The organism is Streptomyces sp. NPDC006923, from assembly GCF_040635655.1.
Taxonomy (GTDB): Bacteria; Actinomycetota; Actinomycetes; order Streptomycetales; family Streptomycetaceae; genus Streptomyces.
On record NZ_JBEYIF010000006.1, the window covers coordinates 22,209 to 35,017 of the forward strand.

At 73.5% G+C, this 12,809-nt stretch carries 6 protein-coding genes; 1 reads left to right on the forward strand and 5 read right to left on the reverse strand.

The features are described from left to right. Window positions 1-70: 70 nt before the first annotated feature. Genes ABZ707_RS13465 through ABZ707_RS13485 form a run of 5 tightly spaced genes read right to left on the reverse strand, consistent with a single transcriptional unit; the run spans window position 71 to window position 11,693 of the window. A complete protein-coding gene (locus ABZ707_RS13465; RefSeq protein WP_360172670.1) occupies window positions 71-1,378 on the reverse strand; it encodes a M18 family aminopeptidase in 1,308 nt (435 codons plus the stop codon). Then, on the reverse strand, window positions 1,375-2,952 hold the full coding sequence (locus ABZ707_RS13470; RefSeq protein ID WP_360172672.1) for a condensation domain-containing protein: 1,578 nt from the start codon (window positions 2,950-2,952) through the stop codon (window positions 1,375-1,377). Before ABZ707_RS13470 ends, ABZ707_RS13465 begins: the two co-directional genes overlap by 4 nt. Continuing rightward, window positions 2,949-7,262, reverse strand: a complete 4,314-nt coding sequence (locus ABZ707_RS13475) for a MupA/Atu3671 family FMN-dependent luciferase-like monooxygenase (RefSeq protein ID WP_360172675.1) — start codon at window positions 7,260-7,262, stop codon at window positions 2,949-2,951. The genes ABZ707_RS13470 and ABZ707_RS13475 overlap by 4 nt, the downstream gene beginning before the upstream one ends. Next, complete coding sequence (locus ABZ707_RS13480; protein ID WP_360172678.1) at window positions 7,259-10,393, reverse strand: type I polyketide synthase; 3,135 nt, start codon at window positions 10,391-10,393, stop codon at window positions 7,259-7,261. The genes ABZ707_RS13475 and ABZ707_RS13480 overlap by 4 nt, the downstream gene beginning before the upstream one ends. Beyond that, complete coding sequence (locus ABZ707_RS13485; RefSeq protein WP_360173825.1) at window positions 10,338-11,693, reverse strand: MFS transporter; 1,356 nt, start codon at window positions 11,691-11,693, stop codon at window positions 10,338-10,340. The genes ABZ707_RS13480 and ABZ707_RS13485 overlap by 56 nt, the downstream gene beginning before the upstream one ends. A gap of 82 nt (window positions 11,694-11,775) precedes the next feature. Here ABZ707_RS13485 and ABZ707_RS13490 point away from each other — a divergent pair, with 82 nt between their 5' ends. Then, complete coding sequence (locus tag ABZ707_RS13490) at window positions 11,776-12,762, forward strand: LuxR C-terminal-related transcriptional regulator (protein ID WP_360172681.1); 987 nt, start codon at window positions 11,776-11,778, stop codon at window positions 12,760-12,762. Window positions 12,763-12,809 lie beyond the last annotated feature (47 nt).

Here is a 12,809-nt window from a genome sequence, read left to right on the forward strand (position 1 = left end):
TGGGCTTGGGTGGGGACGTGAGCACGGCTACCGACCCTGCGACTGCGGCGGAACAGGCGGGCGGGGCCCGTCAGCCGCCCGAGACGAAGGCGCCGAGGACGGCGGCGAGATGGCCGGGATCGGCCGCCCCGCACAGTTCGCGCGCCGAGTGCATGGACAGTCCCGGCACGCCCACGTCGACCGTGGTGACGCCGAGCCGGGCGGCGGTGAGCGGCCCGATCGAGGTGCCGCACGGCATCGCGTTGTTGGAGACGAACGGCTGCCACGGCGCTCCGGCCCGCTCGCACGCCTCGGCGAACACCGCGATGCCGGTGCTGTCGGTGGCGTACCGCTGATTGACATTGACCTTGACCGTGGGGCCGCCGTTGGGCAGCGGACGATGGTCCGGATCGTGCCGTTCCGTGTAGTTGGGGTGTACCGCGTGCGCCATGTCGGCGGAGACGCACAGCGCCCCGGAGAGGGCGCGCGCCCAGTCCTCCGGACCGCCGCCCCGGGCGGTGACGGAGCGGCTGAGGGTCCGTTCGAGCATCGGGCTCTGCGCGCCCGTCTCGGAGCCGCTGCCGGCCTCCTCGTGGTCGAAGGCCGCCAGGACGGGGATGTACGCGGGCTGTTCCGCGGCGGTCGCGGCGTTCGCCAGCGCGGTCGCGCCCGCGTGCACCGACACCAGGTTGTCCAGCCGGGACGACACCACGAACTCCCGGTCCGCGCCCAGATATCCGGGCCGCTGGATGTCATGGAGCATCAGGTCCCAGGCGAGCACCTCGGCCGGATCCACCTCGGCGGCCCCCGCGACCCGGCGCAGCAGCGCGCCCTCCTCCGGCGCCCCCAGCGCCCACAGCGGCGCGATGTGCCGCTGCCGGTCGAGTGCCAGCCCGTCGTTGACCGAACGGTCGAGATGGATGGCGAGTTGCGGGACGCGCAGCAGGGGTTCGTCGATCTGGACGAGCCGGGTCCGCGGCCCGGTTCCGGCGCCGGACCCGCGCAGGGCGAGCCGTCCCGAGATGCCCAGATCGCGGTCGAGCCAGGTGTTGAGGGGGACCCCGCCGTAGATCTCCACCCCGATCTGCCGCCAGCCGGCCGAACCGGTGTCGGGTCTCGGCTTGACCCGCAGATTCGGTGAATCGGTGTGGGCGCCGACAATCCGGAAGGGCGTGTGGGCGGGCGCGCCCTCCGGGACGTACCAGGCGATCAGGGCGCCGCCGCGGGCCACGAAGCAACCGCCGGTCGTGTCCGACCAGTCGTCCGTTCCGTACAGCTCGCGGAAGCCCGCCTTCTCCAGTCTTCGGACCGCGCTCGCCACCGCGTGGTACGGGGAAGGGCTCGATCCGATGAACGACAGGAGGTCGTCGGCGTGGCTGCGGTGGGGGGCCGGCGTCATACGGCGTCCGCCTTTCCAGTGGTGGGGGGGATCGGTCCGGTCGGCAGCAGATCGCTGACCGGCCGGTCGGGGAAGGCGCAGAACTCCGCGAGCAGCGCGGCGTAGGAGGACAGCAGATCTTCGGCCGTCCCACGGTTCCACAGGTCCGCGGAGTACTCCAGAAACGTCCTGTACCCCCGAACGCGGTCCCGGCACGGTGCCAGGCCGAAACACAGCTCGCTGCGGGAGAGCGGCGGCGCCAGATCCTCGACCTCGACGCGGAGCCCGGGGATCTCGATGTCCGTGTCGAGCGAGTTCTGGAAGGCGAGGATGTGCGGCACCCGGTCCGGGACGTCGCGGGCGCCGGCCTCCCGCATCGCCCGCATGATCCGGGCGGTGGGCAGCACATGTGCCATCGCGCCCATCGCGCCCTCGCCGGTGCGCGTCACCAGGGCGGCGCGGCTCTCGTCCGGATCGATCCGCACCCGCACCATCACGGCGGTCGAGGTCATGGCGACCAGCGACTCGAAGGCGGTGCCCTGGCGGTTGGCGTACGGGACGCTGAGCAGGATGTCCCGCTCGCCGGAGAGCCCGGCCAGGAACACCCCGAGCGCGGTCGCCGCCACCGCGAACGGTGTGGTGTGCCGGGCCGCGGCGAACTCTTCGACGGCCGCGCGCACCTCGCCGGAGGCGAGGCCCCGCACGGTGTCGCCGCGCCCGCTGAGCCGCTCGGGCCTGGGCCGGTCGGTGGGGACGGGCACCCCGGACGGGACGCCGTCGAGATAGGCGGCGCAGTACGCGGCCCTGCGCGCCTCCGTCTCCGGATCGTGGTGCGCGAGCTGCCGGCGGGCGTAGTCCGTGGACTGCGCGCCCGGCGGCGCGAGCGTGTGCGGGACGCCGGCCGCGGCGGCGGTGTACAGCTCGGCGATCTCCGCGAGCAGCAGCGACAGGGACCAGCCGTCGGCGCAGATGTGGTGCAGGACGAACATCAGCGCCCACCGGTCCTCCGCGACGCGCAGCAGCCGCAGCCGGGGCAGCACGGGCCGGGTGAGATCGAAGCCGCCGCCGGCCGTCTCCCGGCACAACTCCTCGAAGCGGTCTTCCCGTTCGGCGGCGGGCAGCCCGGTGAGATCCTCCACCGGCAGATCGAGGGGCGGGGGTACGACCACCTCCTGCCACCAGGTGCCGGCTCCGGTTTCCCCGGCGCCGGTGTTGTCCCCGGTCCTCTCCCCGGCCCTGACGAACCGGGTGTGCAGCGCGTGGTGCCGGGCGGTCAGCTCGGTGAGCGCCGACCGCAGCGCCTCCGGATCCAGGGCTCCGGTGAAGCTGATCCTGGTCGGGATGTTCCACACCTCGGAGTGCGGCACGGCGTGGTGCCCGGCGATCATCCGCGCCTGCTGATCGCTGACCGGTGCCCGGTCGATCACCTCGGCGCCGGTGAGGCGGTCCAGCAACTCCCGCTTGTGGTGGCGCAGTTCGGCCAGGAGTTCGTCGGTGAGAGCGGTGCGCGGCGCGTCGTAGCGCAGCACTCCGCCCGGCCCGGCGGCGAGGCGCACATCGAGCGCGGACAGCCGGTCGAGCAGGGCGTCGATCACAGTTCCCCCCGTACCCGCGCGCCGGCCGCCGCCGGGCCGGCCGGCGCGCCGGGACCGCCCGCGAGCTGTTCGGTCATGGCGCGCAGGGTGGCGTCCATAAAGAAATCGGCCATCGGATAGTCGACGCCGAGGACATCGCGTACCCGGTTGACCAGCCGGATGGCGGCGATCGAGTTCCCGCCGATGTCGAAGAAGCTGGTGTCCGCCGGGAAGCCCCGGACGTCCAGGACCGACTCCCAGACGTCCCGGAGCACATCGGCGACGGCGCCCCTGTCCTCCTCCGGGGCCCCCGCCTCGCCCACGCGGAGATCCTCGCCGCCGCTCGCCATCGACTCCAGCGTCCGGTCCAGCTCGCCGAGGAGACGGCGCCCGGTCTCCGCGTCGAAGAGATCCGCGTCGTAGCGCAGCCGCAACCGCAGTCCGGCGGCGGTACGGGTGGCCATCAGGGCCAGTTCCAGCGGCGCCGACGCCGTCCCCGCGGTCACCTCCTCCGCGCGCAGCCCCGGCAGATCGATCCGGCTGAGTGTCTCGGCGTCCAGATCCGCCGAGACCGTGATCAGCGGCCGGGGGCTGCCCGGCGCCGGATGGACGCCGGCCAGCAGGGCGTCCGGATCGACCTCCTGGTGCTCGGCCGCCTCGAACAGGGCGCGTCCGGTGGCCCGTACCGCCTCGGTCACCGTCATCGCGTCCGTGAGCGACGCCCGCAGCGGCAGCAGCGCCACATGGAAACCCACGGTGTCGCGGGTCTCCGCCGTGCGCCGGCCGAAGGTGGAGCCGAGGACGAAGTCGTCCTGCCCGGAGCGCCGCCGCAGCACCAGCCGCCAGGCGGTGAAGAGCGTCGCGAACAGCGTGACGCCCCGTCCGCCGCTCCATTCCTGGAGCCGCGCCGTGCGCCCGGGATCCAGCCGGATCGCGGCGGCGCCGCCACGGCCCCCGGTCCGCCGCTCGCGCGGCCGGTCGGTGGGCAGTTCGAGCACCGGCGGCTTCTCCCCGAGCCGCGCACGCCACCAGGCCAGATCGGCGTGGTCGCGCACCGGTTCCGCCGCACCGGCGGTCGTACCGGCGGGCCGTTCGAACACCGGGGCGCGGTGCTCCAGGGCGGCCCGGTACAACTCCTCCAGATCGGCGGCGAGCAGAGCGGCGGAGTGCGCGTCGGTGACGATGTGGTGCATGCCGAACACCAGCACATGGTCGTCCGGCGCCAGCCGGACCAGCCGCGGTGTGAACAGCGGTCCCCGGGCCAGGTCGTAGGCGCGCCCGCTCTCCTCGGCGAGTGCCGCGCCGATCGCCTCCGCCGGGTCCCGGTCCCGGGCGTCGGTCAGCCGCAGCGGGACGCGCCACCCGTGCCGCACCACCTGGAGCACGGTCTCGTCCCCGTGTCCCGCGCGGAACACCGTGCGCAGCCCGGCGTGCCGGGCGACCAGGCCGTCCACGGCGGTACGCAGGGCGTCCTCGTCCAGCGGGCCGCGCAGCCGCACCGCCTGTGTCTCGTTGTACGCGGCGGGGTCCGCGAGCAGCCGCGCCGCGAGCCACAGCCGCCGCTGGGCCGAGGTGGCCGGGGCGACGGTCTCGGCCGGACGGTCCGCGCCGTCGTCCCGCGCGGCTCCTGCGCCCTCCGTCGCGCGTCGCGGGCCGCCGTCCTCCGGCGAGGGACGCGAGCGGCGGCGCAGCAGATCGAGCTGGTCCAGTCCGGCCCGCAGCCGCTCCACGGGCAGTCCGAAGTCGACGAGCGCGGCGATCTCGTCCACACCGGCCCGGCGCAGCGCCTCCACGAACGGCGCGCAGCTCTCCGGCGTACCGATCATCGCCCGCTGGTCGCAGTACCGGTCGTACGCGCGGCGGAACAGATAGTCCAGGTCCTCCTCGCCGGCCGCCGCCACATCCTCCGCGCTGTGGCCCAGCGCGGTGGCGGCCGACCGCATCAGCAGCGACGAACGCAGATACCGGCTCATCGGCTCCAGCGCCTCGGCCCGCGCCGCCTCGTGGTCCGTGCCCAGATAGGTGTGGACGAGGACGGTCACCCGGCCCGCGTCCGGGTCGAGCCCGCTCTCTGCGCGCACCCGCCGGTAGTGCGCGACATGGCCGCCCAGTTCGTCCACGGTCTGGTTCATCAGATGGGTGACGACGCCCAGTCCGCGCCGGGCCGCCTCCTCGTAGGAGGCACGCTGTCCCGTGGTGGCGAGGAACATCGGCGGGGTGTCCTGGACCGGCCGGGGATGGATCCGTACGTCCGTCTCCGTGCCCTCGCCGGTCCGCCGCCGCACGGCCTCACCGCGCCAGAGCCGCCGGATGTCGTCGAGATGGGCGAAGGCGATCTCCCTGCGGTCCGCGAACCGCTCCGGGTGCAGGGCGAAGTCCCGCGCGTGCCAGCCGGTGGCGCAGCCGATGCCGACCCGGCCGCCGGAGAGATTGTCGACCACCGACCACTCCTCGGCGACCCGGATCGGGTCGTGCAGCGGCAGCACGACGGACCCGGCGTTGATCCGGATCCGGGCGGTCTCGCGGGCGAGCGCGGCGGCGAGGACGGCCGGGTTGGGGAAGAGGCCGCCGAAGGAGTGGAAGTGCCGCTCCGGCACCCAGACGGAGCTGAAGCCGTGCTGGTCGGCGAAGCGCGCGGTCTCGACGAGCGCGTCGTACGCCTGCGCGGTGCCGCTGCCGCCGGTCTCCGGGTAGTCGCCGAAGAAGTACACCCCGAAGTCGGGGGCGGGCCGGGGCCGCGCGGCGGCCCCGGCCCGGCCCGCGCGGGCGGCCGGGAAGAATCCGCCGTCGCGCAGCTCGCGCAGTGAGCCCTTGACCGCGGCGGCGATCTCCTCGGTGTGCTCGTCCGTGTGCGCGGTGGAGAGGTAGAAGCTGCGCCACTCCCAGACATAGAGGCCGCGCAGCAGCAAGTGGTGGTAGAGCAGTTCCATGTCGGCGCGGTGCGTGAAGCGGAACATCGAGCCGAAGTGAGCGGCCTCCAGCGGGAATTCCTCGTCGCGGAAGAAGCGGTTGAGATCGGCGGCGAGCGCGTCGGTACGGGCGTTCAGCCGCTCCTGGAGCCCGGGGCCCTGCTCCGTGAGATGGGTGAGCACCGCTCTGGCCGCGGCCATGGAGAGGGGGTGCTGCATATACGTACCACCGAAATAGGTGGTTTCGTGCGGCGGCCGGCTGTCGTCCCCGTACTGCCAGAGCCCGCCGTCGACCCCGTCGAGGATGTCGGCCCGGCCCGCGACGGCGCCGATCGGGAAGCCGCTGCCGAGCGCCTTGCCGTAGGTGGCGAGGTCGGGGACGACGCCGTAGTGGTGCTGCGCGCCGCGCGGGTGCGGCCGCAGCCCGGTGAGCATCTCGTCGAAGAGCAGCACGATGCCCCGGCGGCGGGTCAGCTCCCGCAGCGACCGCACGAATTCGGCGGGCCGCAGGCCCGGGTTGCGGCACTGCACCGGCTCGACCAGGACGGCGGCGATGCTGTCACCGAGTGCGTCGATGGTGTCGAGCGCCTCCTGGCTGCCGTACTCCAGCACGATCAGCTCCGCGACGGCGCTGCCCGGGATGCCCCGGGAGACGGGGACCGTGCGGCGGCCCTCGGCGTCGCCGGGCCTGCCGAGCACCGAGTCGACATGGCCGTGGTAGGAGCCCCGGAACATCACGGCCTTGTCGCGCCCGGTGGCGGCGCGGGCCAGTCTGAGCGCGGCCGAGTTCGCCTCCGTGCCCGACCCGGCGAAGGCGACACGCTCCATCCCCGTCAGTCCCGCGAGCAGCTCCGCCACCTCGCCGGTGTCGGCGGAGCGCGGCCCGAACCGCAGTCCCCCGGAGAGATGCCGCCGGACGGCGTCGGTGACGAACTCCGGCTCGTGCCCGAAGAGCAGCGCGCCGAACCCCATGGTGATGTCGGTGTAGTCGTTGCCGTCGACATCGGTGATCCGGGCGCCGTGGGCGGAGCGCGCCGCGATCGGATACAGCATCTCCTTGGTGGCGGCGCGGAATCCGACCACGGCCCGGCTGTCGGCCAGCACCGGCCGGTGGCGCGCGGCGATCTCCTTGGACGTACGGGTGCGCTCCGTGAACCGCCGGATCAGGGCCTCGGTGTGCGCCCGCTGGCCGGCGCCGGCCCCCGCACCGGCCATGCCGCCCGCCGGGTCCACGACACGACGGGGGCCATGGCCGGGATCCGGCCGGTCCGCGGGCGGCGGCTCCCTGCGCGGGTCCGTGCCGGCGGCGGCCCGGCGGCGTCCGGCCGCCGCGAGCTGCGCGGTCAGCCGTTGCGAGAGTGTGGCGGCCCTCGCCACCTCGGCCCCGGCGGTACCCGCCGCGCCGGTCTCCTCCACCGTCATCGGTCCGTCGCCTCCGGTGCGCCGGTCAGCAGGGCGACCGCGTCGGAGAGCTGGGTCAGCATCGCCGACTGGGCCTGTGCGAGCTGCCGTATCTGCCGCGAGAGTTCCTCGATCTCGGCCCGGGTCGCGTACGCCGGTTCCGGCCCCGGTCTGGGCACCGCTCCGGGTTCCGGTTCCGGTTGTGCTTCCGGTTCCGGTTCCGGCGGCGCCGTACGGGCGGTTATCAGCCGGGCCGTCAGCCTCGGTGTGCCCGCCTCCTCCAGGATCTCCCGTATCGCCAGCTCCGCGCCGAACTCCGCCTCCAACTGCCGCACCATCCCCACGAGCTGAAGCGAGTCCGCGCCGAGACCGACATACGAGCGGTCGGCGCCGACCTCCGGCAACGGATAACCAAGATGACGGGCGGTCAGCGCCAACACCCGCTCCAGTACGGCCTGTTCGGTCATGCCATCCTCCGTTGGGCGATCGTAGTCACGCGCGGACACCGGCACCGGCGGCGGACCGGTCCAGTACGACTGATGCTGGAACGGATAGGTCGGCAGCGGCACCCGCCGCCCGCCGCCACCGGCGAGCAGCGCCGCCCAGTCGATGCCGGCTCCCGAGCAGTGCAGCAGGGCCACCGCCTCCCACAGCCGCCGGGTCGGCGCGGCGGCGACACCCGGCAGCGCCCGGCGCGCCATCCCGGTCAGCGTGGCGCCGGGCCCGAGCTCCAGCAGTACGGCGGGGCCGCCGGCGTCCGGTGCCACCGTCCGCAGCACCGCGTGGAAATCGACGGGCTCGCGCGCCTGCCGGACCAGATAGCCGGGGTCGGGCAGCCAGCCGGGCGGGCGCACCACACCGTCGAGACCGCTGACGAAGGCGATCCGGAGCGGACGCGGCCGGGCCCGGCCCGCTGCGGCACGCAGCTCGTCGAGGACCGGATCGAGCAGCGCCGAGTGGAAGGCGCGGTCGACGGCCAGCGGCTCATACGCCTCGCCGCGCGCCGCGAGCAGGTCCCGCGCCGTCGCCACGGCCCCGGGCGGACCGGCGACCACATGGTGACGCGGGCCGTTGACCGCGGCGAGTTCGAGCTCCCCGACGGCGCCCAGCAGCTCCTTCACCCGCGTCTCGGTCACGAACACGGCGAGCATCGCGCCCTCGGCGGCGGACCGCATCAGCCGCCCCCGCCGGCACATCAGGCGCATGGCGTCCTCCGTGCTCAGCGCCCCCGCCGCACAGAGCGCCGCGTACTCGCCGGCGCTGTGCCCGGCGACGAGCGACGGCGTGACACCGAGGTGTTCCCACAGCCGCGCCTGGGCGATCTGGAGGGCGAAGAGCGCGGGCTGCGCGAACGCCGTGTCCCACCCGGCGGGCCCGGCGCCGCGCACCAGCCGGTCGAGGAAGTCACCGTCCCCGGTTTCCTCCGCGTACACCCGGGCGCAGCGCGCCAGGACCCCGGCCACCACGGGGAAGCGCGCGGCGAGACCGGCGGCCGTGCCGGGACGGCCGCCGCCCTGTCCGCTGAACAGGAAGACGGACCCGGCCGGACGGTCCGGGCCGGCCACCGTCCCCGTGGTGTAGGTGTCCGAGGGCACTCCCGCCAGGAACGCGTCGAGTCCGGTGCGCGCGTCCTCGGCGGTCACCACCAGCCGGTGGCGCAGATGGCGCCGTCCCAGGGCGGTACTGACCACCAGATCGGCGGGCGCGGTCGCCGGATGCCGCGCGAGATGGTCCCGGAAGGCGCGGGCGTACGCCACCAGCGCGGCCCGGCTGTGTCCGGACAGCGGCAGCAGCCGGGGCGCGTCCGCCGCTCCGGCCACGGCGGCAGCCACCGGTGGCGGCGCCTGTTCCAGGACGACATGGGCGTTGGTGCCGCCCAGCCCGATGGAGTGCACCCCGGCCCGGCGCGGCCCGTCTCCCCCGACCGGCCACGCGCGCTCCCGCTCCGGCAGCAGAAAGGGGCTGGTGGCCAGGGCCAGCGCCGGATTGGGCCGGGAGAAGTTCACCAGCGGCGGTACGATCCCGTGCCGCAGCACCAGGACCGCCTTGATCAGCCCCGCCAGACCCGCCGCGCTGTCGAGATGCCCGATGGCCGGTTTGGCGGAGCCCAGCGCGCAGAAGCCGACCCGGTCGGTGTGGCGGCGGAACGCCTCGGTGAGCCCGGCGAACTCGATCGGATCGCCCTTGAGCGTGCCCGTGCCATGTGTCTCCAGATAGCCCACAGAATCGGCCGGCACACCGGCGGCGCGCAGCGCGCCCAGCACGGCGTCGCGCTGCCCGGCGACGCTCGGCGCGGCGAATCCGGCCTTGGCCGCGCCGTCGTTGGTCACCGCCGAACCGAGGATCACGGCGTGCACCGTGTCCCCGTCCGCGAGCGCGCGCTCCAGGGGCTTCAGCAGAACGGCCGCGACCCCGTTGCCGCCGACCGTGCCGTCCGCGTCCGCGTCGAAGGCCCGTACCGTGCCCGTCCTGGAGATCGTCGAGCCCTTCATATGGCGGTGCCCGGTCACCTGCGGCACATGCAGCGCCGCCGCCCCCACCACCATCAGATCGGCGTCACCGGCGCGCAGCGCCTGGCAGGCCAGATGGACGGAGACCAGCGCGCTGGAACAGGCCGTCGCCACATTGACCGCGGGCCCGGTCAGCCCGAGCCGGAAGGCGGCCCGGTTGGCGGTGAAGTCGGGATAGTTGCCGACCTGGATCTGTTTGACGGTCATCCAGTCGCCGGACCCGGCCTCCCCGGCGAGGTTCCCGGCGAGATAGCTGTGCAACGAGTACAGCCGGTAACCGGTACTGGCGTAGACCCCGATCCGTAAGTCGTCGCCGGCGCCCGCGTAACCGCCGTCCTCCAGCGCCTTGTAGCAGCACTCCAGGAAGAGCCGCTGCTGCGGATCGGTGACGGTCGCCTCCCGGCCGCTCATCCCGAAGAACTCCGCGTCGAAGCCGTCGATACCGTCCAGCAGGGCGCTGGCACCGGTGAATCCGTCCGCGCGGTACTCCGCGGGCGGCACCCCGGCGGCGGCGAACTCCGCGTCGGTGAACCGCCGTACGTGCGAGACGCCGCCCCTGATGTCCCGCCAGTACCGCTCCGCGGTGTCAGCTCCCGGGAACCTCAGCGCCATCCCGATCACCGCGATGCGCTCCTCCGGCATCCGCCTCTCCTCTCCCCGCCGGGGCGCGCCCGGCCCCGCGCAGCCTCACCACCCGGAACACGAACGCGACCGCGACCAGGATGGCCGCTCCGTGGGACCACGCGACCACCGCCAGCGGGGAGTACCGGTCCAGTGCCAGGGCGACCAGGATCGTGCCCACGCCGAAACCGAGATTCTCGAAGGTCGCGGAGAGTCCGAAGGCATGTCCGCGCAGTTTGTCGGAGAGCGTCTGCAGATGCGAGGTGTACGACACCTCGGTGAGCCCGTCGGCGGCTCCCGCGACCAGAGCGATCACGGCGGTCGCCGCCAGCGGGAAGCCCGCGAACGCGAGGATGAAGGCGCCGGACATGGCGATCGTGCCGTAACCGAAGCCCAGCGCGCCGACCGAACGCCCGGTGCGTTTCGCGTACCGCTGGATCAACTGCTGGGCGAGGACATTGCCGAGCGCCCACAGACACCAGAACGCGCTGACGAATACGGCGGGACGCGAGGCGTCCAGCTCGCTGGAGTACACCGGCAGCGCCGCGTTGTGCGAGGACGAGCCGAAGGCGTCGACCCCGCGCAGCGCCACCATTAGCCCGAGACCGGGCGCGGCGGCCAGCGCGGCGAACGCGACGGGTGTGCGCCGCCGGCCGGCCTTCTTCTCCGTCGCGGGCGCCCGCTCCGGGCCCTCCCCGGCGGCCTCGGCCGGGTCCGGCGCGGTGGCCTTCCCCCTGCCGCCGCCCGCGATCGGCAGCAGCGCGACGGTCACGGCGCAGATGGTGAACGTCGTCATGTCCACCACGAACGCCGCCGTGTAACCGACGAGCGAGACCACCACGCCCGCCGAGGCGAACCCGGCCACCATCGCGAGTGAACGTCCCGTGATCGAGAGGGAGTTCGCCCAGCCGCGCCGGTCGGCGCCCACCATCTCCGGAATGGAGCTGCGCAGGGCCACCATGAAGAGCGTCCCGCAGCCGCCGACCACCAGGGAGACGGCCATCAGGGCCGCCGTCCGCAGTCCGTCCGGCGCGAAGATCAGCAGGAGCATCACTGCGGCCTGCGCGACATTCGCCCAGAGCATGACGCTCTTGGCCCTCCACCGGGCGAGCAGACCACCGGCCAGCAGACCGGCCACAAAACCGGCGCCCAGCCTTACCGCCATGAACAGGCCCAGGGCGAGCGCTCTTCCCGTCGTCTCGTAGACGAACAGATTGAGCGCCACCATATTCAGGAAGGTGCCGTACGAGGAGATCGCGTAACCGGCGACAAGGAGCCGGTAACGCCGTTCTCCGAGGGCCGTGTTGTTCGCGTGGTCGATGCCGGGCGTCACGGGCACATACTCGTCGAGTCACCGCGATCATTGATGTCGCCCCGTCAGTACAAATGTAATCTGCATACTTGTGAAGGACGATCATTCCAGCACACGGGCATGTGATTGCCGCGAATCGTCGCCGGACCGGCCGTGTGAAGCGGCCCTGGCGGCATACCGGCGCGCGCTCGTGGAAGGAGCCCTTCCGGGAGACGAGGTGCCCGGTTGTCTGCGTTCCCTGCATCTTGTGGTGGAGGACCGGGACTCGCCGGGATTTATGATCCCCATTTCGCCCGAGACGGCATCGTTCGCCGCGCTCGGTCCCATTGAGGAGGCGCTCGCGCGGCAGCGCGGGAACCTCCGCTCCGCGCGCGCCGCGCTCTCGGTCTTCGAGGCCCTGTACGCCGATGTGCACCGGCGGGAACAGCCCGCGCTCACCCGGCTCACCGGCCACGCGGCCATCAGCAAGGCGCTGGACGCGGCGGTGGGGAGCTGCCGGGAGGAGCTGCGCACCGCTCAGCCGGGCGGCGGGCGTCCGTCCCCTGTCCTCGGCGAGGCCCTGCCCCGCGATCTGCGGACGCTGCGGCGCGGCGTACGGCAGCGGACGATCTATCAGCACACGGTCCGCACGCACCCGGCGACGCTCTCCTACATCGAGCAGGTCGTGGCGGCCGGCGCGGAGATCAGGACGCTTGCGGAGGTCGTCGACCGGTTGATCATCTGCGACCGGGACGTCGCGTTCATCCCGTTCTCGGAGGAGCCGAACACCGCCCTGCGGGTCCAGCATCCGGCCCTGGTCCGCTTTCTGGTCAACTACTTCGACAACGCCTGGGCCAGGTCGGTCCCGGTCAGCCCGGACGCGGCGCCGACACGCAGCCCCGTCATCACGTCCGACCTTCAGCGGACCATCCTGCTGGCGGTGGTCAACGGCGAGACGGACGCGTCGATCGCCCGCCGGGTCGGCATGAGCCGGCGCAGCGTCGCCGAACACATGCGCCGGGTCTCGGCACAACTGGGCAGCAACAGCCGCGCGCAGCTCGGCTATCTGCTCGCCACCTCGGGGCTGCTCGACCCCTGAACGGGGCCGTGGCCGCGCCGGTCTCCGCCGGACGGCCACCGGCCCTG

Bases quoted from the DNA above. Each gene is read 5' to 3' on its own strand.
- ABZ707_RS13465 (WP_360172670.1), bottom strand. From the start codon at position 1,378: ATGACGCCGGCCCCCCACCGCAGCCACGCCGACGACCTCCTGTCGTTC.
- ABZ707_RS13475 (WP_360172675.1), bottom strand. From the start codon at position 7,262: ATGACGGTGGAGGAGACCGGCGCGGCGGGTACCGCCGGGGCCGAGGTG.
- ABZ707_RS13480 (WP_360172678.1), bottom strand. From the start codon at position 10,393: ATGCCGGAGGAGCGCATCGCGGTGATCGGGATGGCGCTGAGGTTCCCG.